At 61.2% G+C, this 24,987-nt stretch carries 24 protein-coding genes and 1 riboswitch; of the genes, 11 read left to right on the forward strand and 13 right to left on the reverse strand.

Annotation, left to right across the window (positions count from 1 at the left end; translation table 11 throughout):
* The first annotated feature begins 117 nt into the window (after window positions 1–117).
* A complete protein-coding gene (locus tag BM062_RS07230) occupies window positions 118–1,920 on the forward strand; it encodes an alkaline phosphatase D family protein (RefSeq protein ID WP_092395285.1) in 1,803 nt (600 codons plus the stop codon).
* Between the two features lie 65 nt (window positions 1,921–1,985).
* Here BM062_RS07230 and BM062_RS07235 read toward each other — a convergent pair whose 3' ends face one another.
* The 7 genes from BM062_RS07235 to BM062_RS07265 form a co-directional block, all read right to left on the reverse strand.
* Window positions 1,986–2,513 (reverse strand): 6,7-dimethyl-8-ribityllumazine synthase, encoded by a 528-nt coding sequence (locus tag BM062_RS07235; protein ID WP_092395288.1) that lies wholly within the window; start codon window positions 2,511–2,513, stop codon window positions 1,986–1,988.
* Window positions 2,514–2,667: 154 nt separating this feature from the next.
* Window positions 2,668–2,821, reverse strand: a riboswitch (FMN riboswitch).
* A gap of 74 nt (window positions 2,822–2,895) precedes the next feature.
* A complete protein-coding gene (locus tag BM062_RS07240; RefSeq protein WP_092395291.1) occupies window positions 2,896–3,654 on the reverse strand; it encodes an ABC transporter ATP-binding protein in 759 nt (252 codons plus the stop codon).
* Window positions 3,647–5,449 (reverse strand): branched-chain amino acid ABC transporter ATP-binding protein/permease, encoded by a 1,803-nt coding sequence (locus BM062_RS07245; protein WP_175500918.1) that lies wholly within the window; start codon window positions 5,447–5,449, stop codon window positions 3,647–3,649. The genes BM062_RS07240 and BM062_RS07245 overlap by 8 nt, the downstream gene beginning before the upstream one ends.
* Window positions 5,449–6,504, reverse strand: a complete 1,056-nt coding sequence (locus BM062_RS07250; RefSeq protein ID WP_092395297.1) for a branched-chain amino acid ABC transporter permease — start codon at window positions 6,502–6,504, stop codon at window positions 5,449–5,451. Before BM062_RS07250 ends, BM062_RS07245 begins: the two co-directional genes overlap by 1 nt.
* A 1-nt stretch (window position 6,505) precedes the next feature.
* Window positions 6,506–7,678, reverse strand: a complete 1,173-nt coding sequence (locus tag BM062_RS07255; RefSeq protein ID WP_092395300.1) for an ABC transporter substrate-binding protein — start codon at window positions 7,676–7,678, stop codon at window positions 6,506–6,508.
* A gap of 82 nt (window positions 7,679–7,760) precedes the next feature.
* Window positions 7,761–8,336, reverse strand: a complete 576-nt coding sequence (slmA, locus tag BM062_RS07260; protein ID WP_092395303.1) for a nucleoid occlusion factor SlmA — start codon at window positions 8,334–8,336, stop codon at window positions 7,761–7,763.
* A gap of 72 nt (window positions 8,337–8,408) precedes the next feature.
* Entirely contained in the window at window positions 8,409–9,107 is a 699-nt protein-coding gene (locus BM062_RS07265; protein ID WP_092395305.1) for an HAD-IA family hydrolase, read from the reverse strand.
* Window positions 9,108–9,140: 33 nt separating this feature from the next.
* Here BM062_RS07265 and BM062_RS07270 point away from each other — a divergent pair, with 33 nt between their 5' ends.
* Window positions 9,141–10,067 (forward strand): TraB/GumN family protein, encoded by a 927-nt coding sequence (locus tag BM062_RS07270; protein ID WP_175500919.1) that lies wholly within the window; start codon window positions 9,141–9,143, stop codon window positions 10,065–10,067.
* A 9-nt stretch (window positions 10,068–10,076) separates the two neighbouring features.
* On the forward strand, window positions 10,077–11,876 hold the full coding sequence (gene mnmC / locus BM062_RS07275; protein ID WP_092395311.1) for an FAD-dependent 5-carboxymethylaminomethyl-2-thiouridine(34) oxidoreductase MnmC1: 1,800 nt from the start codon (window positions 10,077–10,079) through the stop codon (window positions 11,874–11,876).
* A 34-nt stretch (window positions 11,877–11,910) separates the two neighbouring features.
* Here the strand turns inward: mnmC and BM062_RS07280 are convergent, their stop codons facing one another.
* Complete coding sequence (locus BM062_RS07280) at window positions 11,911–12,228, reverse strand: YXWGXW repeat-containing protein (protein ID WP_092395314.1); 318 nt, start codon at window positions 12,226–12,228, stop codon at window positions 11,911–11,913.
* Window positions 12,229–12,493: 265 nt separating this feature from the next.
* Between BM062_RS07280 and BM062_RS07285 the strand changes: the two genes are divergently transcribed.
* Complete coding sequence (locus BM062_RS07285) at window positions 12,494–14,125, forward strand: NAD(P)/FAD-dependent oxidoreductase (protein ID WP_092395317.1); 1,632 nt, start codon at window positions 12,494–12,496, stop codon at window positions 14,123–14,125.
* Between the two features lie 23 nt (window positions 14,126–14,148).
* On the opposite strand, the gene BM062_RS07290 is transcribed toward BM062_RS07285, so the two are convergent.
* The 3 genes from BM062_RS07290 to BM062_RS07305 all read right to left on the reverse strand — a co-directional run bounded on the left by BM062_RS07290 (window position 14,149) and on the right by BM062_RS07305 (window position 15,455).
* Window positions 14,149–14,430, reverse strand: a complete 282-nt coding sequence (locus tag BM062_RS07290) for a type II toxin-antitoxin system RelE family toxin (protein WP_092395319.1) — start codon at window positions 14,428–14,430, stop codon at window positions 14,149–14,151.
* Entirely contained in the window at window positions 14,420–14,668 is a 249-nt protein-coding gene (locus tag BM062_RS07295; protein WP_092395667.1) for a type II toxin-antitoxin system Phd/YefM family antitoxin, read from the reverse strand. The genes BM062_RS07290 and BM062_RS07295 overlap by 11 nt, the downstream gene beginning before the upstream one ends.
* 424 nt (window positions 14,669–15,092) lie before the next feature.
* On the reverse strand, window positions 15,093–15,455 hold the full coding sequence (locus BM062_RS07305) for a hypothetical protein (protein WP_061542535.1): 363 nt from the start codon (window positions 15,453–15,455) through the stop codon (window positions 15,093–15,095).
* A gap of 135 nt (window positions 15,456–15,590) precedes the next feature.
* Here BM062_RS07305 and BM062_RS07310 point away from each other — a divergent pair, with 135 nt between their 5' ends.
* The 7 genes from BM062_RS07310 to BM062_RS07340 all read left to right on the forward strand — a co-directional run bounded on the left by BM062_RS07310 (window position 15,591) and on the right by BM062_RS07340 (window position 23,642).
* Complete coding sequence (locus BM062_RS07310) at window positions 15,591–16,160, forward strand: hypothetical protein (protein WP_092395325.1); 570 nt, start codon at window positions 15,591–15,593, stop codon at window positions 16,158–16,160.
* Window positions 16,161–16,300: 140 nt separating this feature from the next.
* A complete protein-coding gene (locus BM062_RS07315) occupies window positions 16,301–16,708 on the forward strand; it encodes an ExbD/TolR family protein (RefSeq protein ID WP_092395328.1) in 408 nt (135 codons plus the stop codon).
* On the forward strand, window positions 16,708–17,436 hold the full coding sequence (locus BM062_RS07320) for a TonB family protein (protein WP_371326560.1): 729 nt from the start codon (window positions 16,708–16,710) through the stop codon (window positions 17,434–17,436). The genes BM062_RS07315 and BM062_RS07320 overlap by 1 nt, the downstream gene beginning before the upstream one ends.
* Window positions 17,437–17,514: 78 nt before the next feature.
* Window positions 17,515–19,908: a TonB-dependent receptor gene (locus BM062_RS07325; protein ID WP_092395331.1), complete on the forward strand. Its 2,394-nt coding sequence runs from the start codon at window positions 17,515–17,517 to the stop codon at window positions 19,906–19,908.
* Window positions 19,909–19,992: 84 nt separating this feature from the next.
* Window positions 19,993–20,643, forward strand: coding sequence for a MotA/TolQ/ExbB proton channel family protein (locus tag BM062_RS07330; RefSeq protein WP_092395671.1), 651 nt, complete (start codon window positions 19,993–19,995; stop codon window positions 20,641–20,643).
* 31 nt (window positions 20,644–20,674) lie between these two features.
* Window positions 20,675–22,396, forward strand: coding sequence for a bifunctional metallophosphatase/5'-nucleotidase (locus tag BM062_RS07335; protein ID WP_092395334.1), 1,722 nt, complete (start codon window positions 20,675–20,677; stop codon window positions 22,394–22,396).
* A gap of 28 nt (window positions 22,397–22,424) precedes the next feature.
* Window positions 22,425–23,642 (forward strand): phospholipase D-like domain-containing protein, encoded by a 1,218-nt coding sequence (locus tag BM062_RS07340; protein WP_092395337.1) that lies wholly within the window; start codon window positions 22,425–22,427, stop codon window positions 23,640–23,642.
* Window positions 23,643–23,660: 18 nt separating this feature from the next.
* Here BM062_RS07340 and ygiD read toward each other — a convergent pair whose 3' ends face one another.
* A complete protein-coding gene (ygiD, locus tag BM062_RS07345; RefSeq protein ID WP_175500920.1) occupies window positions 23,661–24,458 on the reverse strand; it encodes a 4,5-DOPA-extradiol-dioxygenase in 798 nt (265 codons plus the stop codon).
* 21 nt (window positions 24,459–24,479) lie between these two features.
* A complete protein-coding gene (locus BM062_RS07350) occupies window positions 24,480–24,878 on the reverse strand; it encodes a DoxX family protein (protein ID WP_092395340.1) in 399 nt (132 codons plus the stop codon).
* Between the last annotated feature and the right edge of the window lie 109 nt (window positions 24,879–24,987).

Genomic DNA, 24,987 nt, shown 5'->3' on the forward strand with positions numbered 1-24,987 from the left:
CTTTCTTCGCATCCTCATATTTCTCTTTCCCCAACGGCCGCTCGTACCTTAGATTACGGTCTGCTGTCGTGCCCTGTCGCGATGGCGATTGACCAACTCTAAGCGAGAGAAAAAGAGATGAAGCGCAGACAGTTTCTGAAAGGCTCGGCATTTTTCACAGTGGTTGCGGCAAGCACAGGGTTGCTGAGCGCATGCGGCGGCAGCAACAGCAGCAGCGATGGCGGCATAGGGGAGTTCGCTTTTCCTCAGGGAATTGCTTCCGGCGACCCGAAAGACAGCAGCGCAGTGTTCTGGGCGCGCGTAGTGCGCAACAACGGCGCCGCGGCTGCGATTGCGGTGCGGCTGGAAGTCTCCGCCACGCCGGATTTTTCCTCCCTGGCGGCGCAAGCCGACCTGAGCGCCACCCCCGACTACGACTTCACGGTACGCGCCAAGGTAACGCAGCTCAAGCCGAATACCGTTTATTACTACCGTTTTACCGCCGGCAGCGACGTCAGCCCGGTGGCCCAGACCAAAACCGCTCCGCTCGCCAGCGCCAGCAACAGCCAGGTGCGCTTCGCCTGGTTTACCTGCCAGGACTGGTCGGTCAACCATTGGCAAGCCATGTCCCTGCTGGCGCAGGAAGACCTGGATTTCGTCGTGCATGTCGGCGACTACATCTATGAGACCGTCGGCGCTTCATTCCAGACCGGCGGCGCCGAACCGGCGCACAAGCCGATTACCTTGCCAAACGGCCTGCCCCACCCGGGCGGCGGCGTGTACGCCAATACGGTCAGCGATTACCGCACCCTGTACCGCACCTACAAGACCGATGCGCGCCTGCAGAGCATCCATCATAAATTCCCGGTGATCGCGATCTGGGACGACCATGAATTCTCTGACGACTGCTGGCAGGATCACCAGGTCTACACCAACCAGAACAAGCAGGAAACGGCACGCCGGCGCAGCGCCACCCAGGCCTGGGCCGAGTACACGCCTATCGATTTCGGCGACCTGTCGTTCGACCTCAACAACAGCAGCTACCAGAACATCCGCATCTATCGCGATTTCCGCTTCGGCCAGCTGGTGCACCTGGTCATGACCGACGAACGCCTGTACCGCGACGACCACATTGTCAGCGAACAATCGGTAGCGCAGCAGGCCGGACACGATCCGGTCAACGGCGACGATTCGATAGGCGCGCGCTACTTCGTGCCGCAATCGACCCTGCTGCAAATGGAAGCGCAGGAAACCGCCAGGCTGGGACGGCCGCCGTCGATACTCGGCGTCACGCAGACGCAGTGGTGGAAAGACACCCTGAAGAATTCGGATGCGACCTGGAAAGTGTGGGGCAACGAAATCATGCTGAACCGCATGTGGGCCGACCTGTCGCCGCCGGCGCTGGGGATTCCCGCGCCCTACAACCAGCTGTATGTGATCAATTGCGATTCATGGGACGGCTATCCGAGCCACAAGGCAGAACTGCTGTCTTACCTGAATACCCAGAACATCAAGAACGTGGTGGCGATCACCGGCGACCTGCATGCCTTCCAGTGCGGCGTGGTGCGCGCCAATCCCGCCGATCCGGCCAGCGCTCCGGTGCTGGTGGATTTCCTGGCGGCCGGCATCAGCAGCCAGTCGTTTTACAACTACATCAAGTCCGGCGCGGCGACGGTCAATCCCTTGCTCGGCGCGCTGACGCAGACACCGCAGATTTTCGACAGCCTGCTGAAAGGTTTCAACCCCGACTTCGCCTACGTCGACCACGATGCCCAGGGTTACGCATCGGCCACCGTGACCAGCGACAGCATCGTCGTCGTATTCAACAAGGTGAAACCGCTCGCCGCCGGCAACAGCGCGCCGCAGCAGCCATTGCTGAAACGCACCCGCATCACGCTGGCCAAGGGATCGGCCGTGCCGCAGGTCGAAGATAACGTCTAGAGCGTTCGCCAGGAAAAAAAACGCCATCGCCCGCAGTCCGCCGCGGGCGATGGCGGCTAGCGCAATCAGGCGGCGCGCGCGGCCGGCGGAACGGCTTTCAGGAGCCGCAGCTTCTGGATGGTGTCGGCACAGGCACGGGCCGCTTCCGCGCCCTTCACCAGGAAATGCTCGAAGAAGTATTTATGATGTTCTTCGCCGGCGTGGAAGTGATGCGGCGTCAATACTGCCGACAACACCGGCACCGCGGTTTCCAGCTGCACTTGCATCAGGCCGCTGATGACCGCCTGCGCCACGAATTCATGGCGGTAGATGCCGCCGTCCACCACCAGGCCGGTCGCCACCACGGCGGCATAACGGCCGCTGTTGGCCAGCAGTTTGGCATGCAGGGGAATTTCGAAAGCGCCGGCGACTTCGAAGAAATCGATGTCTTGCTCGCCGTAGCCGGCCTTGGCGATTTCGGCGATAAAAGCGATCCGGCATTGGTCCACGATGTCGCGATGCCAGCCAGCCTGGATGAACGCGATGCGTTCGCCGCCTGCGGCGCCGGAGGTCTTTGATTTGATATCGACTGCGGGATTGTGTTGCTGCTGCATTTGACTACTCCTGTTTAAATAAATAAAACAGGGCGTGTTGGATCGAAAGGAAGCACGAACACATACCGGACCCATCAGCATCGGCCGCCATCGGCAACGGCATAGCCGCCGCCCATGCAGCAAGACACTGGTCAATTCCGGTAAACGCCGCGCAACCTGTTCTCTCTTTATCCGGACTATACCGTCGGCCCCGGGATCGCACCGGGTCTGCTGACCTTGCCGCGGATACCGCAACAAGCGCTCGCGGGCTATGCGCATTGCACGCAATTACCGCCGGTGGGGAATCGCACCCCGCCCTGAGAACGTTTCGCTCGATGCCTTGAGCGAACCGAGAATTTATCACAGAAGCAAACGGCCTGCAGAACGCCGCCCGAATCCCGGGTCAGTTTGTTTTCTTCGCCAGTCCGAGATAGGTGTCTATCACCTTCGGATCGTGCGCCAGCTCGGCAGCCGGTCCTTGCAGCACCATGTCGCCGGTTTCCAGCACATACGCATGGTCGGCTGCCTGCAAGGCAGCGCGGGCGTTTTGCTCGACCAGCAAGATGGCCACGCCAGTCTGTTTCAGGCGCACGATGATGTGGAAAATCTCTTTTACGATCAGCGGCGCCAGGCCGAGGCTGGGTTCGTCCAGCATCAGCAGTTGCGGCTTCGCCATCAGGGCCCGCCCCAGCGCCAGCATTTGCCGCTCGCCGCCGGACAGGCTGCCGGCCTGCTGCCTGCGCCGTTCCTGCAGGCGCGGAAACAGATCGTACACCACCGCCATCTGGTCGGCGTACCCGCGCTCGCCGGCCTTGTAGCGGCGGTAGCTGCCCAGCAGCAGGTTGTCTTGCACCGTCATGCTGGCGAACAGCTCACGTGTTTCCGGCACCAGGCACATGCCGCGCGCAACCCGTGTTTCGATCGCCACGCCGTCGAGATCCTGGCCCAGCAGGCTGACCTTGCCGCGCATGCTGCCGTTGTTCGGCATGGCGCCGGCGATCGCATTCAGCATGGTCGATTTACCGGCGCCGTTGGGACCGATCACGGTCACGATCTGGCCGGCGCCGACCCGCAGGCTGGCGCCATGCAAGGCTTCAACCTTGCCGTAAGCGACATGCAGGTCGGTCACTTCGAGCACCGGGGAGCCGGCGGGATTACTCATCGATGCCTCCCAGGTAAGCTTCCAGCACCGCCGGGTCTTGCTGTATCTCGGCCGGCAAACCCTGCGCAATCTTGCTGCCGAATTCCATCACTACCAGCTGGTCGGTCAGGTTCATGACAAAATCCATATCGTGCTCTACCAGCAAAATGCTCATTCCTTCTGTCTTCAGCTTGCGCAGCAAATCCGCCAGCGCCTGCTTTTCCTGGTAGCGCAAGCCTGCAGCCGGCTCATCCAGCAGCAGCAAGGTCGGATCGCAGCACAGCGCACGCGCAATCTCCAGGATCCGCTGCTGGCCCAGCGCCAGGCTGCCGGCCTCTGCATACAGCAAGTGTCCGAGGCCGACACGTTCCAGCTGTTTTTTCGCCTCGAACAGCAAGCTCTGTTCTTCGCCGCGCTCAAGCCGCAACAGGCCGCGCACGATGCCGCCGATGTCGTTGCGGCGAGCACGCAGGTGCGCGCCGATGGCGACATTCTCAAGCACCGTCATGCCTGCCATCAACCGCACGTGCTGGAAGGTGCGGGCGATGCCGCGGGCGACGATCTGGCGCGACGCCAGGCCCGATATCTGCTGCAAGCCGTCCCGCGCGCGGAATCTGACCGAACCGCTGGTCAGGGGCAACGCTCCGGTAACCAGGTTGAACATGGTCGATTTGCCGGCGCCGTTGGGGCCGATCAAGCCCACGATCTGTCCGGCCCTGACGCTGAAGCTCATGTCGTTGACCGCCACCAGGCCGCCGAATTCCTTGCGCGCCTGTTCTATCTCCAGCACCACCTCGGCATCCGCATGCCTGCTGCGGGTGGCTAACGCCGCCGCAAACGGCGGCGCCTGCGCCGCCGGCTTGCCTGGCATCCATTTGCGCAAATACGGCCACAAGCCGTCGCGCGCACGCTGCAGCAACAGCAGCATCAGGATACCGAACACAATGGTTTCGAAATTGCCGTTAGCGCCCAGCAGCTTCGGCAATATCGATTGCAGCTGGTCCTTCAGCAAGGTCAGCAATGCCGATCCGAGAATCGCGCCCCACACGTAACCGGCGCCGCCGACCACCGCCATGAACAGGTATTCGATGCCGGCGTTGAGGCCGAACGGGGTCGGGCTTACCGAACGCTGCAGATGCGCATACAGCCAGCCGGAAACGCTGGCCAGCAGAGCTGCCAGCACAAACACCAGCACTTTGATCCAGGCCGTATTGACGCCCATCGCTTCGGCCATCACGGCGCCGCCGTTGAGCGCGCGGATTGCGCGGCCCGAGCGCGAGTTCAGCAGGTTTTGCAAACCGGCCAGCGCCACCAGCAGGATCGCCCAGATCAGGTAAAACATCTTGCGGCCGCTATCGAGCTCGATGCCGAACAGGTTGACCGCAGGGATGCCGTTCAAGCCGTCGTACTTGCCGAGGAATTCCAGGTTGCCGAACAAAAAATACAGCGACAGCGCCCAGGCGATGGTGCCGAGCGGCAGGTAGTGGCCCGACAGGCGCATGGTGATGGCGCCGATCGCCAGCGCCGCCAGCGTCGTCACGCCCAAGCCGGCCAGCAAGCCGATCCAGGGCGACAGGCCGAACTGGGTGCTCAGGTAAGCAGTGGAATAAGCGCCCAGCCCGACAAAAGCAGCCTGGCCGAAAGAAGTCAGGCCGCCCACCCCGGTCAGCAGCACCAGTCCCAGCGCGACCAACGCATACAAGCCGATGTAGTTGGCCAGGGTGATCCAGAATTCCGGCGTCGGCAAGACGGGCAGCAAAAGCAGGATCGCCAGGAAACCGAACAAAGGCAATTTGCCAGGGAAAAATTTAGGCATCACTGGTCACCCTCGTCGACCTGCTTGCTGGTCAGCGAACGCCACAGCAGCACCGGGATGATCAGCGTAAACACGATCACTTCCTTGAAGGCGCTGGCCCAGAACGAGGAATACGATTCCAGCAAACCTACCAGCAAAGCGCCGGCAGCGGCAATCGGATAACTGCCGAGGCCGCCGATGATGGCGCCGACAAACCCCTTCAAGCCGATCAGGAAACCGCTGTCGTAATACACGGTCGTCAGCGGCGCGATCAGGATGCCGCACAAGGCGCCCAGCGCAGCTGCCAGCGTGAACGCCAGGCGTCCGGCCTGGCCGGTGCCGATGCCGACCAGGCGCGCCCCGAGCCGGTTGACCGCGGTAGCGCGCAAAGCCTTGCCGGACAAGGTCCGTTCAAAATAGATGTAGAGTGCGGCGATCAGCAGCAGCGACACCACGATGATCACGCAGCTCTGGCCGGAAACGGTCAGGCCGCCGATGTCGAAACGGGCGTCGGAGAACGGCGTGGTGCGCGAACCTTCGGCGCCGAACATCAGCAGGCCAATGCCGATCAAGGCGTAATGCACCGCCACCGATACGATCAGCAAGACCAGCGTGCTGGCTTCGGCCAGCGGCTGGAAAGCCAGCCGGTAGATCATCGGCCCCATCGGCACTACGATCAGCAGGGTCAGCAACACCTGCAACGGCATCGCCAGCGTGGCATGGCCATACCAGCGGGCGACGGCAAAGATGGCCAGCGGCAGCAGCACGAACTTCAGCAAGGCCATGCCGATTTTCCGGGCCTTGCGGGTTTCGCCGCCGCGGCCCAACGCTACAGTCGCGGCTTCCTGGATAAAACTCAAGACGCCGAGCGCCACCAGCAAGGTTGCAGACAGCGGAAATTTGTCAGACTGGATAGCCGCCAGCGTCAAGGCGCCGAAGGCGACGAATTCACCCTGCGGGATAAAGATGACGCGCGTGACCGAAAACACCAGCACCAGCGCCAATGCCAGCAGCGCATATACGGCGCCGCTGGTGATGCCATCCTGGGCCAGGATGGCGGCAATTGAGAAATCCATCTTACTGCGCAGCGCCTATCAGTTTCCACTTGCCGTTAACGATTTCAACCATCACGCGCGAACGCTGGTCGAAGCCGACGTGGTCGGTCGCGCTCATGTTGACGATGCCTTGCGATACCGGCAGGTTCTTGATGGCTTCGATCGCGTCGCGCAGCGCGACGCGGAATTCCTTGCTTCCCGGCTGGCCTTTTTTCAAGGCTTGCGGCGTGGCTGCGCCCAGCAGCATGCCGGCATCCCAGGCGTGGCCGCCGAAAGTCGAAATGCTGCCGGCGCCATAGGCTTTCTCGTAAGCGGTACGGTAAGCCATCGCCGACTTCTTGACAGGATTGCTGTCCGGCAGCTGCTCGGCCACCAGCAACGGTCCGGCCGGCAGGAAAGTGCCTTCGCAATCCTTGCCGCAGACGCGCAGGAAATCGTTGTTGGCGACGCCATGGGTCTGGTAGATCCTGCCTTTGTAGCCGCGCTCCTTCAATGTCTTTTGCGGCAAGGCGGCAGGCGTGCCGGCGCCGGCGATCAGGATCGCGTCGGGATTGGCGCTGACCATCTTCAGCACTTGCCCGGTGACCGAAGTGTCGTTGCGGGCGAAGCGCTCATTGGCCACAATCTTGATCTTGCGCAGTTCGGCCAGCTTGGAGAATTCGCGGTACCAGCCCTCGCCGTAGGCATCGGAGAAACCGATGAAGGCCACGCTCTTGACGCCGGCATCGGCCATGTGGGCGATGATCGCGGTCGCCATGTGCGAATCGTTTTGCGGTGTCTTGAAAATCCAGCGGCGCTTGGCGTCGACCGGCTCGACCAGGGAAGCCGAAGCCGCCATCGAAATCATCGGCGTGCCCGATTCCGCGGCCACATCGCTCATCGCCAGCGAACCGGGAACCGCGGTCGAGCCGATCAGCAGGTCGACCTTTTCTTCGCTGACCAGCTTGCGCGCATTCTTGACGGCCGTGGTGCTGTCGGTGGCGTCATCGAGCACGATGTATTGCACCTTCTGGCCGGCGATTTCCTTCGGCAACAGGGCGAAAGTATTCTTTTCCGGGATACCCAACGAGGCCGCCGGACCGGTCGCGGAAACACTCACGCCGACTTTGATCTGGGCGTATGCACTGCTGCTGCCGGCGGCCAGGGTGATTGCCAATGCTGCGGAAACGGAAGTCCCCAACCATGCTTTTTTCATCTGAACTGCTCCATTGTAGTTTTGGCGCCGACGTCTCCCGGCAACGCTGATATCGTTCTGCCGAGAGATGTTAGCAAAAAATTTAAACCAGCATCAGCGCGATCTGCTGTGCGGCGTCGTCGCCAGGCTTGTGCTGGAAACGGCTTTTGGCGAAACGCTGCCAGCGGCCCAGCACGAAGCTGGTCAGGATATTGGCGCGCAAGGCGGCTTCCGCTTCGTTCGCTTCCCCTTGAGAAGCAGCGATCCGCAGCGCCTGTTTCAGCGCCAGCTCGATGCGGTCGACAAACTGGTTCATGCGCAGCTGCAGGCGTTCGTCCTCGTTGACCAGCGCATCGCCGATCATGACCCGGGTCATGCCTGGATTGCGCTCGGCGAAATTGAGCAGCATCAGGGCAATCGCCTGCGCCTGGTGCAAACCTTTTTCCTGCTGCTCGGTAATCTGGTTGACCAGGCCGAACACGCTGGTCTCGATGAAGTCGATCAGGCCCTCGAACATCTGCGCCTTGCTGGCGAAGTGCCGGTACAGCGCCGCCTCCGATACGTCTATCCTGGCCGCCAGCGCGGCGGTGGTGATCTTTTCGCCTTTCGGCTGTTCCAGCATGGTAGCCAGGGTCTGGAGGATCTGGAGTTTGCGCTCGCCGGGTTTGGTAGTTGCCATGTTTTTTATTTTAGTAGTGATGGGGTAAAGGAAAACTGTGCCTGCTCCCTGCCCGGCACAGGGCCAACCGCTTCAACGCAAGCGGTGCAGATTCCTGGCCAGCTGTCGCACCGATTTTACTTTGACATCGACGTATTTGGGGCGCTTTATCACATTTGACTGGTCCGCCAGGTATTGGGTGACCCAGGCCGTGCGCATGCCGACCCATTTGGCGGCTTTCAGCGTGCCGACCGTGTCGTCCACCAGGACGCAGCGGCGCGCCGCGACCTTTTCCCGCGCCAGCAGCTGGCGCAGCAGGTGGCGCGACGGTTTCGGCCGCAGCTGCCGGTGCACGTGCATGGATTCGATCGAAATGTGCTTGCCGAAATGGCGCTGCAAGCGCAAGTGGCGCAAGACGTCGCCCGAATAGCGCAGCGGCGCGTTGGTCAGCAGGATCTTGCGCCCCGGCAGGCGCTTGAGCAGGCTGATCAGGCCGCGCTCGGCGCGGATCATGCCCAGCAGGTCGTCAAAGCGGTGCGCTTCGCGCAGGAAATCCTCGGGCCGCACCTGATGGTGTTTGACCAGGCCGAGCAAGGTCGCGCCATAGCGCCGCCAGTATGTCTCCCGGGCGGCGTTGACGGTGGCGGCATCGGCGTCGACGCCGCCGCTGCCCAGGGTGCGCGCCATGAAGGCGTTCATGTTGTCGTGGATCGCGGGGAAAATGGCATGCGAGGCGTTGTGCAGGGTATTGTCCAGGTCAAACAGCCAGAGCGCTGTAGTATTCTTTGCCATTGTGCCGTGCATTCGTTTTATCAAGGAGAAGGTGTGTTTCGTAAGATTATAGTGACATTGTGCTGGTTGCCGCTAAGCCTGCTGGCGTTGTCCGCCCAGGCCGACGCCACGGATGCGGCGGCAGCGGCGGCCTCCGTCCGCCAGGGCGGCGCCTTGTTCAAGATACAGCGCGCCGGCCACAGCGCTTATGTATTCGGCACCATCCATGTCGGCCGCGCCGATTTTTATCCTTTCGACGACGTAGTCTTGCAAGCGTTGCAACAGTCGTCGGCCATCGCGCTGGAAATCGACCCCGGCAATGCCCATGGGCTGGCCGGCCTGATGACCAAATACGGCATCTACGCCAACGGCAAATCGCTGGCCCAGGAACTGCCGCCGCGGCTGCTGCAGCAGCTCAGCCCGCTGCTGGAAAAATACGGCCTGACGCTGGACCAGGTGGCCAGCATGAAACCATGGCTGCTGGCGACCATGCTCGGCATCAGCGAATACACCCACCAGGGTTACCTGCCGCAATACGGCGTCGACGTCACCCTGGCCGCTTATGCAAAAAAACAGGAAAAACGCCTGGTCGAGCTGGAAACCGCCGAACAGCAGCTGTCCCTATTGGGCAAGCTGACGCCGGCCGAGCAGGTCCAGTTCCTGCAAGACAGCGTCGACGAAATCCAGGATCCGGCCAAGGCGCAGCGTTCGATGCAATTGATCACACGCTGGCGCGACGGCGATGTCGACGGCATGGCCGCCATGCTGGCGGAACTGACCAGCGACGACACCTTCACCGGCAAATTCGTGCAGCGCGCTTTGCTGGACGAACGCAACCCCGGCCTGGCCGACGGCATAACCAGGCTGGCGAACGCGACGCCGCATGCATTCGTCGGCATCGGCATGCTGCACCTGGTCGGCAAGAACAGCGTGCTGGCGATACTGCGGCAACGCGGTTATACGGTAAGCCGGGTTTACTAGCGCAACGCCATGACGGCCCCGGTCACTCCGCTGGCAGGCCATTCGCTTCACTGGCGCGAGCGGGAAAGCTTCGTGCTGCTGGACAGCGAATTCGGCAGCGGTGAACATTTTTTCGCCACCTGGCAGGCCTGGCGCAACGATCTGCAGCGTCCGCGGCAATTGCATTACCTGGCGCTGCTGCCGCAACTTGCTGCGCCCGATCAGTTGCGACAAGCCGCAGAAAAATTTCCTGAATGGCAGGCATTGCACACCGAACTGTGCGCTGAATGGCCGCCGGCGGTACCGGGATTCCATCGCATTTTCCTGCAGCATGGACAACTGGTCCTGACGCTGATGATCGGCGACGGCGCCGCCTGCCTGCGCCAGGTGACGGCAAGGGTGGATGCCTTCCGATTGCACGGACGCAGCTGGCGGCAGTGGCCTCTGTCCGCGTTGAACACGCTGGGCCGGCTGGCTGCCGAACATGCCAGCCTGGACATTCCGGGCGCCGAACCTGCGGCCCGCAAGCAGCTGCAGCAAGCCGGATTCGTGTTTGAAAACGGCAGCGGACTTGAAATGCCCGCCCTGCGCGCCCGTTTTGCGCCGCGCTTCATTGCACGTTCCGCGCCAGCGCCGGCCCATGCCGACCGCCGCGCAATTGTCATCGGCGCCGGCCTGGCCGGCAGCGCGGCTTGCCAGCGCCTGGCGCAGCGCGGCTGGAGCGTCGACCTGATCGAGAGCAACACGGCGCCGGCGCAACAAGCTTCAGGCAATAGCGCCGGCATTTTCATGCCGCTGCTCTCGCGCGACGACAATCCCGGCTCACGCCTCAGCCGCAGCGCTTATCTGTTCGCCTTGCAGGCGTGGCGCCAGCTGGGCGGCATCGGCAATACATTCGACGGCACAGCCTGCGGCGTCCTGCAGATCGCCCGCGACGCCGCGCATGCCGAGAACCAGCAGCAATTGGCGGATTACTGGCGCTATCCTGCCGATTACGCGCAGTGGCTGGATCAGGCTGCCGCCAGCCGCCTTGCCGGCTGCCAGGTCAGCAGCGGCGCCTGGTTTTTCCCGGCCGCCGGCTGGGTGCAGCCGCGCAGCCTTTGCCAGGCCATGCTGGATAGCTGCGGCAAGCAGCTGCAAACCCATTTCGGACAGCATGCCGCCATCCTCGAACGCAGCCAGGACGGCTGGACCGTGCGCGACCGGCACGGTGCAAAAATAGCCGGTGCGCCGGTAGTGGTCTTGGCAAACGCCTGCGACGCCTTGCAGTTTGCGCAGGCCGGAGATTTGCCCTTGAGCGCCATCCGCGGCCAGATTACCTACCTCGGCGCCGGACAGGTTCCTGCCATCAAGCCGGTGCTATGCGGTGAAGCCTACCTGACCCCGGCTTATGCCGGGACCTGCAGCATAGGAGCATCTTATGACGAGGATGGCGAAACGGCGCTGCGCCAGGACAGCCAGGACGACAACCTGGCGCGCCTGGCCAAGCTGCTGCCTGGCTGGCGGCCTGGGCAGCCGCCGCTGGCCGGACGCGTCGGCTTTCGTTGTGTAGCCAGCGACCGCCTGCCGCTGGTCGGCGCCTTGCCGGACAAAAACGGGGCAAGCACCGTGCGCGAAGCAAAACTGAAAGACCTGCCCCGTTTTCCCGGTTTGTACAGCCTGCTGGGTTATGCCTCGCGCGGCCTGATATGGGCGCCGCTGGCGGCAGAATTGCTGGCATCGCAGCTGAATGGAGAACCGCTGCCGATCGAGGCCGACCTGGCGGCAGCACTCGATCCGGCGCGTTTTTTATTGAAAGAGCAACGGCGCAACGTTCCCTCGCGCCAATAAAAAAGAGCGCCGCAAGGCGCCCTTTTCATATTGCTCAACGATCCCAGCGGTACGGCCGCATCCGCCAGTCGCCGCGCGGGCCTCTTTCCCAGCGTGGCGGGACGTAACGGTAGCCCGGCCGCGCTCGCATCCAGCTGCCGCCTACCCACACATGGCGGCGGCCGTTCCAGCGCCAGTATCCCGGCGCCCAGACATAACCGGCACGCGATGGCGGCACTATCTCATAGCGCGGCGGCGGCGGCTGTCCGATCTGGACTCCGACATAGGTTGCGGCCTGGACCTGCGCCAGCGGCGTCATCAGGCCGGCGCCCAGCGCCAGCATGCTGATGCACAAAATCGATTTGATCTTCATCGGATACCTCCTCCATTCGTTTAAAACCATCGGACGACGATTAAAATATAGGCGATATCCATGTAGCGGCTTGTTATTTTGTGTTTCCAAAAGATACAGGCCGGGCAAGCGCCTGGATGGCTTGCCGGCTGCCATTGCGCCCTCCCTAAGGTAAAATGGCGGCCTGCCGTACGGCATTGTCGTTTTATAAAAATAATTGCGGGACAGCCGCCGCTGACGTAGAACGCCAAGGCGGCCTGTCTCCACCTGACTTCCCGGAATACCCATGTTGCGATTGAATGAAGTACAACTCCCCCTCGACCACCCTGACGACGCCTTGCACGCGGCTATCCTGGGGCGGCTGGGAATCGCCGCTGAAGAAATGCTCGGTTACACAATTTTCCGCCGCAGCTACGACGCCCGCAAAAAATCCGCGGTGATCCTGACGTACACCGTGGATGTCGAACTCAAGGATGAGGGCGCGCTCCTCAAGCGTCTGGCCGGTGACCGCACCGTGGCGCCGACCCCAGACACCAATTACCGCTTTGTCGCGCAGGCGCCGGGTCGGCTGAAATCGCGGCCGGTAGTGGTCGGCACCGGGCCTTGCGGCCTGTTTGCCGGCCTGATCCTGGCGCAGATGGGGTTCAATCCGATTATCCTGGAGCGCGGCAAGGCGGTGCGCGAGCGCACCAAGGATACCTGGGGACTGTGGCGCAAGCGCGAGCTGCAGCCGGAATCCAATGTCCAGTTCGGCGAAGGCGGCGCCGGCACGTTTTCCGACGGCAAGCTGTGGACCCAGATCAAAGACCCCAAGCACTACGGCCGCAAGGTGCTGACCGAATTCGTCAAGGCCGATGCGCCGGATGAAATCATGTACGTCAGCAAGCCGCACATCGGCACTTTCCGGCTGGTAAAGATGGTGGAGCAGATGCGCGCCACCATCGAAGCGCTGGGCGGCGAATTCCGTTTCCAGCAAAAGGTGGAAGACATCACGATCAAGTCGGACAATGGCCAGGGACAAGTGCAAGCCGTCGTGCTGGCCAGCGGCGAAACCATCGTCACCGACCACGTGGTGCTGGCGATCGGCCACAGCGCCCGCGATACCTTCCAGATGCTGTACGACCGCGGCGTGTATATCGAAGCCAAGCCGTTCTCGCTCGGTTTCCGCATCGAACATCCGCAATCCCTGATCGACAAATGCCGTTTCGGCCCCAGCGCCGGCCATCCGATCCTTGGCGCCGCCGACTACAAGCTGGTCCATCACTGTGAATCGGCGCAAGCCCGCGGGCGCGCGGTCTACAGTTTCTGCATGTGCCCGGGCGGCACCGTGGTGGCGGCGACCTCGGAACCGGGACGGGTGGTGACCAACGGCATGAGCCAGTACTCGCGCAACGAACGCAACGCCAACAGCGGCATCGTGGTCGGCATCACGCCGGCCGATTATCCCGGCCACCCGCTGGCCGGAATCGGCTTCCAGCGCCAATGGGAATCGCGCGCCTTCGAGCTGGGCGGCGGCACCTACGATGCGCCCGGCCAGCTGGTCGGCGACTTCCTCGCCGGCCGGCCGTCGACCGCGCTCGGCTCGGTGATTCCATCCTACAAACCCGGCGTCCATCTGGGCGACCTCAGCACTGCCTTGCCGGATTATGCGATTGCAGCTATCCGCGAAGCGTTGCCGGTATTCGACAAGCAAATCCGCGGCTTCGCCATGGCCGACGCGGTGCTGACCGGCGTCGAGACCCGCACCTCGTCGCCGGTGCGCATCAAGCGCCACGACGACAGCCTGCAAAGCCTGAATACGACGGGATTGTTTCCGGCCGGCGAAGGCGCCGGTTATGCCGGCGGCATCATGTCGGCGGCGATTGACGGCATTCGCGTGGCTGAGGCAGTCGCCTTGAGCATGCTGGGTAAAAACTGAGCTGGCTCAAGGAGGTCGCCGGCCTATCGTTTTTCCGCGGCTTTGTACACCGCGTTACGCTCGCGTTTGCCTACGGCGACGACCAGTACGACCAACTCCTGGTCGCGCACTTCGTAGACTAGCCGGTAGCCGGCCTGGCGCAGCTTGATTTTATATCGGCTCCTGGAGCCGGATAACTGTGCGGACGGAACATGGGGAACAAGCAATCGTTCCGCCAGTTTTTTTTTGAACTGCTCGCGCATGTCTTGATCCAGCTTGCGCCATTCCTTCAATGCTTCCTCAAGGAAAGCCAGTTCAAAGCTCATCCAGCCTGACCCTGACAATAGCTTGCCCTTTGCGGGCTTCTGCAACGGCATTCAGTTCCATGTCTTCCAGCTTGTTCATCAGCGCTTCATAGGCTTTTGCCGGGACGCAATAAAAAGCCGGCTGGTTCCGGTTTAATATCGCCACAGGAAATCCTTCACCCGCAGCAACAGTCCCCATAGGGTCTTTTTTCAGCTCGGAAACGCTGGCGGTTGTTTCAGCAAGAATCAGGTGTGCCATGGAAATACTTTTAAAAGCATTATTAATAGCACCAATAATAGCATCTTTCATAGCACTCCAACCCATATGATTGACGAAGATCGTAGTATGGCTCAGCTTCTGCAGCCAGTTTGCGTGAATGCCGTAAGTCTTGGCTGAATTTCACTCTCTTGGCTGCGATGAAACAGCCCTGCCGGCTTCGGCGAAAAAATCCTTATTTTTTTACCGGACTCGGCCTGCTTCTTGACATACGCGGCCTCAGTCAGCGCCGGCAGGAAAGCTGCCAGGTCATCCACATAACTCATCAAGATCAAGGGTCATGCTACTGAATAGACAAAATCATAAAAAGAGAACATGACGCTCTTGTTACATCAGATAGGCAAAAAAAATACGCCTGCAGGCGTATTCTTGATGAGGGCGACTGCCCCGGGGGCCGGTGAAGCAGCTATTTGCTGGCATCCCGCGTCGCCTGCAGCAGGCATTTCGACAGCTTGTCGAAATGCAGCCAGGCCGCCTGGCTCAGCTCTACCTGCTTGCGGCGCGTATCGTCGGTGTCGCTGAGGACGATCCAGCCCTTTTCCCGCATCGATTTCAGCCGCGCGTGCAGCATGGCCGGCGAACCGAGTTCGCTTTGCGCCATCATGTCGCGTACCGACAAGCGTTCCCGGGCTTGCCCCGCGCGCGCAACGAAGGCCAGGATGCGATCTTCCAGGGGATCCAGCGAAGGCAGCGAAGGCAAGCCGCGCAAGGCATTCGCCAGCTGCAAGAAGCGCACGTAGATATCTGCCGGTCGGTTATTTTTTTCCATGGCCATATTGTAAGCTGCTGTCGCCTAAACTGTTTGCCAACGCTGTTAAATTCATATCGATCATACGCGTCATTTCAGTCGCGTCGCAAGTATCTTCCTGCGCCTGCGCGGATACTTCGGTAAGATACGCGCGTCATGTCCACTCCCCCATCCCCTGCCGCCAGATTGCGTCTCAACCTGCTGACAATCGGCAGTACGGCGGTCGTCTACATGCTGGTGTACATGGCCAACGACTGGCTGTTCAAGCACATCGAGTTCGCCCAGGGGATTGCCTGGATTTACCTGCCCGCAGGAATACGGCTTATCTGCACCCTGCTGTTTGCCGAAGCGGGCGTGTTCGGCATCTTCATCGCTTCATTGCTGACGTCCAGCATCTACGCCCTGTTCCCCGGCGATCCGGTCACCACCGTCGGCTACAGCATCATCTCGGCGCTGGCGCCTTACCTTGCCTATCGCTTCACCTTGCAGGAAATGCGCCTGCAGCCTTCGCTGAGCAACCTGACCACCACCCGCCTGCTGGCCTGCATCCTGCTGTACGGCCTGGCCAATCCGCTGCTGCAGCTGTTGTGGTTCGTCTTGCGCGGCGTCTCCTACCATTTCTGGTCGGGCCTGATCGTGATGTCGATCGGCGACCTGACCGGCTCGCTGATCGTGGTCTATGCGATCAAGATGCTGCTGTCCTTCCTTCCCTTGCCAAGGCGCTAACCGCACGTGGTGCTGCGGCCACATCGCCGCCGATTGTAATACTGCCGAAATAATTCCTCGCTATTCTGCCGACAGTTATAGAAATTATAGCGGTTAGCGACTTCGCGCTATCGCCGCACATCTTCCATCGGGGTATAGCAATGCGTAGTTGGGACGAACCAAAAAAGCGGAAAGCCCGCGTCGAAATCATTCCCATGATCGACGTGATGATGTTCCTGCTGGTGTTTTTTGTGCTGATCAGTCTCAACGTGATTCCCGCGCTCGGCTTGAAAACACATCTGCCGACGGCCAGCAGCTCACAGGACCTGAAGCCGCAAAACAAGGCGGTCATCACGATCGGCCTCAACGACGCGCTGCAGGTCGACGGCGTCGACACCAAGATCGGCGAGCTGCCGGCGCGCCTCAACCTGGCCCGCAAGAACGGTGAAAAGCTCAACGTCATCGTCAACAGCGACCGCGGCGTCGAAGTGCAGCGGCTGGTGGAAGTGATGGACACGCTGAAGCACAACGGCTTCGAGTCGATCTCCATTGCGACTCGCAAACCGTGATGCAGGCAATGATGACCATGCCGTTCCTGTTTCGCTTTCGCGATGCGCTGGCGACGCTGCCAGCCATGCTCATGCTGGCGATCCTGGTCTTTGCCGGCATCCAGAAAGTGGCGAAGATCGAGCCGCATCCTGACGAGTCCCTGGTGCAGATCGCCTTGACCGAACCGGAGCCGCCGGCGCCGCCCGTGATCACGCCACCGCCGCAGGTCCCGACGCCGCCGCAAGTGGCCAAGCCAGTCCCGGTAGCGCAACCAGTCCGGCAGCCGGCATCGCCGCAGGCCGTCAACCAGGCGCCGGTCAGCAACAGTCCCAGCGCAGAAGTGGCGGCGCCGCCCAAGGCAGTCGCCGCGCCGGCTGCTCCAGCGCCGGTGACGCCGCCGGCGCCGGAACCGGCGCCACTCGTGGCCAAGCCGAACAACGCCAGCATTGAAGCTAGTTACGTCTCCAAGGTGCGTGCGCACCTGAACAGCATCAAGCGTTATCCGACCGGCCGCGAAGCAAGCCAGCAGCGGCCGCAAGGCAAGGTGAAAGTGTGGTTCCTGCTGAACCGCGATGGCAGCCTGGTGGAACAAGGCATTGAAGAATCGTCGAACTCCATGCTGCTCGACGAAGCCGCCCGCAAGACCATCAACCGCGCCGCTTTTCCTGCGTTTCCCGAAACCAGCTGGGCCGGGGAAGCGACACACCGGTTCAGCGCGGAGCTGGAGTTTGTCCCGGGAGCGGGATAGAACAACAGCGAGCAACAACGAGCAGCAGCTTGAACATCCAGTTTACACATACCAAAAACACATACAGGGAGTAATGCCATGCAATTCAAAGTCACCCGGCTGTCACTGCTGATATCCGGCTTGTTCATCGCCGCCAGTCCGCTGGCCTACGCTGCCGAAACGTCTGACGTCGGCAAGGTCACGGTACAGGGCGATAACGGCGGCCAGAGCACCGGCCTGATCCAGCAGGAAGAATCGGCGAAAGCGCGCAGCTCGGTCAATCGCGACTATATGGAAAAACAGAGCACCACCAGCAATCCTTACCAGATGATCAATCTGCTGCCAGGCGTGAACTCCTATGACCAGGACGGCACCGGCCTGTTCGGCGGCAACGTCCGCGTGCGCGGCTTCAACAGCGACCAGCTCGGCTTCACCATCAACGGCGCGCCGGTCAACGATTCCGGCAGCTTTGCCGTCTATCCCCAGGAATATACCGATGCCGAAAACCTGTGCGACATCTTCGTCACGCAAGGCTCGACCGATACCGAAGCGCCGCACGTCGGCGCATCCGGCGGCAACATCGGCATGACCATGTGCACACCGGAAGACCAGCAACGCTTCCGCACCGAATATACATTCGGCTCGAACAACTTGCGCAAAGGCTATGTGCGCTTCGATTCCGGCAAGCTGTTCAACGATCGTTTCAAATTCTTCATCTCCTATTCGAAAGCGCAAGCCGACAAGTTCAAAGGCACCGGGCGCGCCGACAAGGAACACGTCGACTTCAACAGCAAGCTGGATCTGGGCGGCGGCAGCTTCGTCGATACCGGCTTCATGTACAACTCGGCCCTGAACAACAACTACCGTTCGCTGACCAAGGCTCAGATCGCCCAGTACGGACGCAACCTGGATTTCGGCACCGTCGCGCCGATACACCAGCCAGGCGGCGCCGGCGCGCAAAACGATTCAACCTACGGCCCGAACGCCGGCATCAATACCGGCAACAAGGACCTTTACTACGGCTACAACCTGAATCCGTTCAAGAACTGGCTGGGCACCATGAACGCCCACTTCCAGCTGGCGCCGCAATCCAGCATCGATGTCAACCCATACATGTGGTACGGCTTCGGCACCGGCGCCAACCAGCTGCAAACCATCAGCGAAGGCAATTCCGGCACCCTGCTGGGCGGCGGTGTGCGCGACGCCAATGGCGACGGCGACACCAAGGACACCGTGTTCGTCTACGAAGGCAGCCGCACCCGCACCTATCGTCCAGGCGTCACAGTCAAGTACAACCAGCAGATCGACAATCACAAGCTGATGGTCGGCTACTGGTACGAGCGTGCACGGCACCAGCAAACCGGTCCGTTTGCGCCTATCGACAACAACGGCAACTCGGCCGACGTCTGGCAGAACAATTCTTCCGTCTGGCTGCGCAACCAGGACGGCTCTTTCGTGCAATACCGTGACACGCTCACCGTCAGCACCGGAAAATCGGCATTTTTGCAAGACAATATCAGCCTGCTGCAAGACAAGCTGAACCTGCAGCTCGGCGCCCGCTACTCAAGCATTGACCGCGATTTCACCAACAACCCCAGCCAGAGCGCGCCCGGCTTCTACACCTTGCAAAAATCGTATTCCGACCTGCTGCCCAGCGTCGGCATCCGATACCAGCTCGACCAGGTGCAATCGGTATTCTTCAATGCGGCCAAGAACTTCAAGGCGCCAGGCAACTTCTCCTATTTCGGCCTGATCTCGGGCGGCAAGATCGTCAACGGCGTCTATACCGGCGGCACTGTGCGCAACCCGCTGGTAGACAAGGAAACCTCATGGAACTATGACCTCGGCTACCGTTACGCAAGCGACAAATGGACATTCTCCAGCTCGGTGTTTTATGTCGATTATAAAAACCGCATAGCCACGTCCTACAACCCTGATACCGGCAACCGCACTGACTTCAACGTCGGCGATTCCACCTCCAAGGGTTTCGAACTGGAATCGGGTTATTCGCTCACCAAGAACCTGAGCATGTACGGATCGCTGTCCTACATCAAGAGCAAGATGAAGAGCGACATGCCGTTTGCCGTCAATTTCGCGCTGCCCACCGGCGGCAAGGAATTCCCCGACACCCCGAACTGGCTGAGCGGCATGAGCCTGCAATACGCGCAGGACAGCTGGTACCTGTTCGGACAGGCGAAGTACACCGGCAAACGCTACACCACGCTGGTCAACGACGACAGCCTGGGCGGCTATACGGTATTCAACGCCGGCGCCGGCTATACCTTTCCATCGTCGACATGGCTGAAAAAACCGACCGTGCGTTTCAACCTCAGCAATATCTTTGACAAGCAGTACCTGAACCTGAGTTCCGGCAGCGGCAGCCAGTTCACCACCAATGCCGTTGCGATCGGTCCGAATGCTCCGGCGTCGGCGCCGTCGTTCTACGTCAGCGCCCCACGCACTTTCAGCGTGACGCTGGTTGCGGATTTTTAATCGATTTGTAGCAAACCATGGCGGCGGCCTTTGAACCAGGGCCGCCGCTGCAACAAAAGTGCATTCGTGCGCAGAGAGGTCAACATGAACATGCAATTATTCCACGAGCTCGCTTTCTACCTGATGTACGCCTGTGCTGCCTTGGCGATATTCGTGATTGTCGAACGCGGGCTGTTTTTCAACTACACGCTGCGCCAGGCGATCGGCCTGGAAAAAGCCATGACCCACGCCGTGCAGCATGTAGAAGAACTGCCAAGCGCATTGACGTCGCGCGCCAGCCTGCCGCTGACGCTGGTGTCCGACATCCTGGCTGAAAAACACCAGCTGACCAGCGAAAAAGACCTGGAAGATTTCAGCGAGTCGGTCTACATCGCCAACCGCGGCGAAGTGCAGCACCGGCTGTGGATCCTCGACACCATCGTCACCGCCGCTCCCCTGCTTGGACTGCTCGGCACGATTTTGGGTATCATCGATACTTTCAAGGCGCTGGCGGTATCCGGCGTATCCGATCCAGGCCAGGTGTCGCAAGGCATAGGCACCGCCTTGTACGCGACGGCGCTGGGTATCGGCATTGCGGTAGTCGGCATGTTTTTCTTTAATATGTTCCAGGAACGGATCGAGCGCATCAACGATCATTTGAAAGTATTGATGCTGCGCGCCTGCGTCGGCCGCGTTGCCGGCCACGAGAGCAAAGCGGCGGCACTGGCTGAAGCCGGCAAATTGCATCTCGCCTGACCTGGATGGAATCGAGGACTGCTTGAAACATATGGGTGCAAAACCGGTAGTCCAAACCATCCTGTCGTGCTGCACGGCAGCCGTTTTCCTGGCGGCATGCAGCGGCCTGCAGCCAGCGGCGCAAAATGCACCGCTGGAAATCAACCTGGTCGCCATCAATGACCTGCACGGCCACCTGGAAGCAGAAACCAGGAGCTACGCCAGCACGGCCGAAGCGGCGCCGCACAAGTTCAAGGTCGGCGGCCTGGACACCATCGGCGGCGCGCTCAGCGCATGGCGCGCCGAGGACCCGCAGCTGCTGCTGGTCGGCGCCGGCGACCTGATCGGCGCCAGCCCAGCCCTGTCCTCGATCTGGGCTGACGAACCGACCATCAGCGCGCTCAACCAGCTCGGCTTGCGCGTCAGCTCGGTGGGCAACCATGAATTCGACCAGGGCAGCGCCGAACTGCTGCGCTACCAGCATGGCGGCTGCAAGTCGAACCGGCCAGACAAGGCATGCCAGTTCGACGACCATTTTCCAGGCGCCGGATTTTCCTATCTGGCGGCCAATGTCATCGACAAGGCCACTAATCGCCCGCTGCTGGCGCCCTACCGGATTGAACAGGTGCGCGGCGTCAAGATCGCATTCATCGGCGCCGTAGTACGCGGCACGGAAAAAATGGTGTCTGCCGACGGCATAACCAACGTTGCGTTCATCGACGAGGCTGACGCCATCAACCGCTGGGTCCCTGAGATCAAGGCGCAAGGCGTGAGCGCCATCGTGGTCCTGATCCATCAAGGCGGCGAAACGCCGGAACCGTTCGACATGTCGGCATGCAGCCATTTGCGCGGGCCTATCGTCGATATCGTCAAGCACCTTGACCCGGCGATCCGGCTGGTCATCAGCGCCCATAGCCACAACGGCTATACCTGCCAGGTCGACGGCCGCACGGTGACGCAAGGAGAATCCTTCGGCCACATGCTGACGCGGATCAAGCTCACCATCGATCCGCGCATCGCCGACCTGCAAGGCAAAGTCACTGCCATTGAAGCCCGGAACGTGCTGATGGACCAGCAGCGCTTTGCGCCCGATCCGGCACTATCGGTTTTCCTGCAAACGCTGAAAGCGCGCAGCGACCTTGTGCTGGCGCAGCCGATTGCACGGATTGCGGTAGCGCGCATCGACAACAAGATCAACGACGCCGGCGAATCGCCCCTGGGCGACGTGGTCGCGGACTCGCAGCTGGCGGCGACGCGCAAATTCGGCGCACAGATCGCCATGACCAACCACAAGAGCATCCGCGAAAGCCTGGACAGCGGCGCCGGCGGCAGCAACTACGCCCAGGTCGCCGCGACCACGCCCTACGGCAATACGCTGATTCTGCTATCGCTTACCGGCAGCCAGCTGCTGGCCTTGCTGGAGCAGCAGAGCTGGCTGGAGCAGGATCGCCCGGGCGGGCGCATCATGCTGCAAGTCTCGCGCGGCCTGAGCTATCGCTGGGACGCCGGGCGGCCGCTCGGACAGCGGGTTGTGCCCGGCAGCGTCAAACTGAACGGCGTCGCCTTGCAGCCGCAGGGACAGTACCGGCTTAGCGTCAACAGTTTCATTTCCCAGGGCGGCGACGGCTTCAGCCTGCTGACGCAAGGCGCCGACCGGGTCGATACCGGCATCAACGACCTCGATGCGCTGAGCCACTACCTGATCGCCAGCGAACACGACGGCCATCCGGCCGGTAGTGCGCAAGCGGACGGCCGCATTGTGCGTGTGCATTGATTCATCAGAAAATTTTTCGGAACCGCCCATGCGTAAATTGACCGCAACGATTGCCATGCTGCTCGGCTGCACCGGCAGCGCCCATGCCGAATTCGGCATCCCCGGCTACGAACTGGTGCATACCGCGCCGGTTGAAACCACGCTGGCCACGCCGGATTTGCGGGAGCCGCTGCAGGTGTGGAGCGAGATGTTCGATGGCGCCAAACAACAGATCGTGCTCGGTCAATTCTATGTCGCCAGCCAGCCTGGCGCCGCGTTCGAGCAGGTGATCGCGCGGCTCGCCGCGGCCGGTGCGCGCGGCGTCAAGATCCGTTTCCTGATGGAGGAAAAAGGCAAGTTCGCCTCCGACATGCCGACCATCGAACGGCTCAAGCAGATTCCCAACCTGGAATTCCGCTATCTCGATTATTCCAGGCTGACCGGCAACGGCATCATCCACGCCAAATACATGGTGGTCGATGGCAGCAGCGCCTATGTCGGCAGCCAGAATTTCGACTGGCGCTCGTTCGCGCACATCCATGAAACCGGCTTGCGCATTACCGATGCCGTAGTGGTCGGCCAGCTGCAGAAAATCTTCGAGCACGACTGGCATGCGCAGGAGCTGATCGCGCAAGGAAAAGAAGTGCCCAGGCTGAACCAGGCCGTGGCGAGCGCCAACGACCAGCAAGCGACGTTCCTGGTCGCCAGTCCGAACGCTTTCAATCCACCCGGTGTCGGCGACTCCGAAACAGAATTGCCGAAGCTGCTGGCGGCGGCCAAATCCGAAGTCAGGATACAGTTGCTCGACTATGCGCCGCTGAGCTACGGGCCGAATCACACCCGGCCTTATTACGCGGTCATCGACAATGCGATCCGCGCTGCGCTGGCGCGCGGCGTCAAGGTGAAGCTGATGGTGTCGAACTGGAATACCGAAAAGCCGGCGATCGCCTACCTGAAAAGCCTGGCGCTGCTGCCCGGCATGGAAATCAGGATTGTCACGCTGCCGCCAGCCAGCAGCGGCTTCATTCCATTCGCCCGGGTGATCCATAGCAAAACCATGGCGATAGACGGCCAGGTAGCGTGGATCGGCACCAGCAACTGGAGCGGCGGTTACCTGGACCTGTCGCGCAACCTGGAAATCGTGCTACGCAATGAAAAGATGGCAAAACGCATCGCCGACCTGCATCAACAGACATGGGATTCGGCCTACGCCCAGCCGATCGACGTGATGAAGGATTATCCCAAGCCGGTGAAGGGCAAGGAATAATCCTGCCAGGGATCCGGCTCAGGCAGCGCCGGCCACGGCGGTCAGCATGCTGATGGAGCCGATGTCGATGCCATCCACGGCAATCGTCATCTTCTCGTCGTCCTGCCTGGCGCCGGCGATGTACAGCAATGGCAGGTAGTGCTCCGGCGTCGGCACTGACAGTTGCGCATCCTGGCCCTGGTCGGCATAGTCGATCAGCGCCTGCATGTCGCCGTTCACCAGGCTTTCCCGGATATGGTCGTTGAAGCGCTGGGCCCAGCCATGCACCGGCGCAGCCTGGCTGCGGTTCATCAGGCGCAGGTTGTGCACCACGTCGCCGCTGCCGATAATCAGCACGCCTTGTTCGCGCAAGACGGCAAGCTTGCGGCCCAGGTCGAAGTGGAACTGCGCCGGCTGGGTAGCGTCGATGCTCAGCTGTATCACCGGCACGTCGGCCTTGGGAAAAGCCTTGGCCAGCACCGACCAGGTGCCGTGGTCGAGCCCCCATGAGTGGTCCATGGCAACCGCCACCGGCGCCAGCAGGTCGCGCACCTGCGCCGCCAGCTGCGGATCGCCCGGCGCCGGATAACGCACGTCAAACAGCGCTTGCGGAAAACCGCCGAAATCGTGGATGGTCTTCGGCTGCGCCATTGCCGTGACGCCGGTGCCGCGCGTGTACCAGTGCGCCGACACCGACAGGATCGCCTTCGGCCGCAGCTTGGCGGCGCGGGCGCCAAGCTCGGCCCATGCAGCGGTGTAGCGGTTGTCTTCAAGTGCATTCATCGGGCTGCCGTGGCCGAAGAAAATCGCCGGCATGCGGGTGGCAATGGTGCTCATCTTGATCTCTTCCAAAAAAATTTATTTACCCGCCTGGCTGCCGCCCAGCGCAAATGCGCCGTTGCCCAGCAAGGCTACCGAAATGGCGGCCGCCACCATGAAAGCCGGATATTCCCAGCCGCCGTTAGGGCTGGTGAACACCCAGCCGTTGCCGGCGTGTACCGATAATGCGCCCAACAGCACCGGCAGCGAAATCACCGCGGCAATCCGCGCCTGTAGGCCGAGCGCCATGGCGATCCCGGTCAGCACTTCGACCGCCACCACAGGATATACCGACCATGCCGGGAAACCCTGGCTGGCGAAGAAAGCGGCGGCGCCCGGCAAAGTGAAGACAAACACTTTCAGGTAAGCATGGGCCAGCAGCGCGATGCCCAGGGTCAGCCTGAGCAGGGTGGCGGCATAGGCGCTTGGATTGTTCATGGTATTACTTTCACAAGAAATGGTTAAAAGCCAAGGGAATTGATGGATCGTATTCGACTATATATTCTTGCAATCAAAAGAAAAATCATGTTTTATTGAAATAACATTT

This window comes from Collimonas sp. OK412, assembly GCF_900112135.1.
Taxonomy (GTDB): Bacteria; Pseudomonadota; Gammaproteobacteria; order Burkholderiales; family Burkholderiaceae_D; genus Collimonas; species Collimonas rhizosphaerae.

Bases quoted from the DNA above. Each gene is read 5' to 3' on its own strand.
- BM062_RS07240 (WP_092395291.1), bottom strand. From the start codon at position 3,654: ATGAGTAATCCCGCCGGCTCCCCGGTGCTCGAAGTGACCGACCTGCAT.
- BM062_RS07235 (WP_092395288.1), bottom strand. From the start codon at position 2,513: ATGCAGCAGCAACACAATCCCGCAGTCGATATCAAATCAAAGACCTCC.
- BM062_RS07330 (WP_092395671.1), top strand. From the start codon at position 19,993: ATGAACATGCAATTATTCCACGAGCTCGCTTTCTACCTGATGTACGCC.
- slmA (WP_092395303.1), bottom strand. From the start codon at position 8,336: ATGGCAACTACCAAACCCGGCGAGCGCAAACTCCAGATCCTCCAGACC.
- BM062_RS07320 (WP_371326560.1), top strand. From the start codon at position 16,708: ATGCAGGCAATGATGACCATGCCGTTCCTGTTTCGCTTTCGCGATGCG.
- BM062_RS07265 (WP_092395305.1), bottom strand. From the start codon at position 9,107: ATGGCAAAGAATACTACAGCGCTCTGGCTGTTTGACCTGGACAATACC.
- BM062_RS07350 (WP_092395340.1), bottom strand. From the start codon at position 24,878: ATGAACAATCCAAGCGCCTATGCCGCCACCCTGCTCAGGCTGACCCTG.
- BM062_RS07285 (WP_092395317.1), top strand. From the start codon at position 12,494: ATGTTGCGATTGAATGAAGTACAACTCCCCCTCGACCACCCTGACGAC.
- mnmC (WP_092395311.1), top strand. From the start codon at position 10,077: ATGACGGCCCCGGTCACTCCGCTGGCAGGCCATTCGCTTCACTGGCGC.
- BM062_RS07295 (WP_092395667.1), bottom strand. From the start codon at position 14,668: ATGGCACACCTGATTCTTGCTGAAACAACCGCCAGCGTTTCCGAGCTG.
- BM062_RS07230 (WP_092395285.1), top strand. From the start codon at position 118: ATGAAGCGCAGACAGTTTCTGAAAGGCTCGGCATTTTTCACAGTGGTT.
- BM062_RS07250 (WP_092395297.1), bottom strand. From the start codon at position 6,504: ATGGATTTCTCAATTGCCGCCATCCTGGCCCAGGATGGCATCACCAGC.
- BM062_RS07305 (WP_061542535.1), bottom strand. From the start codon at position 15,455: ATGGAAAAAAATAACCGACCGGCAGATATCTACGTGCGCTTCTTGCAG.
- BM062_RS07315 (WP_092395328.1), top strand. From the start codon at position 16,301: ATGCGTAGTTGGGACGAACCAAAAAAGCGGAAAGCCCGCGTCGAAATC.
- BM062_RS07280 (WP_092395314.1), bottom strand. From the start codon at position 12,228: ATGAAGATCAAATCGATTTTGTGCATCAGCATGCTGGCGCTGGGCGCC.
- BM062_RS07245 (WP_175500918.1), bottom strand. From the start codon at position 5,449: ATGCCTAAATTTTTCCCTGGCAAATTGCCTTTGTTCGGTTTCCTGGCG.
- BM062_RS07255 (WP_092395300.1), bottom strand. From the start codon at position 7,678: ATGAAAAAAGCATGGTTGGGGACTTCCGTTTCCGCAGCATTGGCAATC.
- BM062_RS07340 (WP_092395337.1), top strand. From the start codon at position 22,425: ATGCGTAAATTGACCGCAACGATTGCCATGCTGCTCGGCTGCACCGGC.
- BM062_RS07325 (WP_092395331.1), top strand. From the start codon at position 17,515: ATGCAATTCAAAGTCACCCGGCTGTCACTGCTGATATCCGGCTTGTTC.
- ygiD (WP_175500920.1), bottom strand. From the start codon at position 24,458: ATGAGCACCATTGCCACCCGCATGCCGGCGATTTTCTTCGGCCACGGC.
- BM062_RS07310 (WP_092395325.1), top strand. From the start codon at position 15,591: ATGTCCACTCCCCCATCCCCTGCCGCCAGATTGCGTCTCAACCTGCTG.
- BM062_RS07290 (WP_092395319.1), bottom strand. From the start codon at position 14,430: ATGAGCTTTGAACTGGCTTTCCTTGAGGAAGCATTGAAGGAATGGCGC.
- BM062_RS07335 (WP_092395334.1), top strand. From the start codon at position 20,675: ATGGGTGCAAAACCGGTAGTCCAAACCATCCTGTCGTGCTGCACGGCA.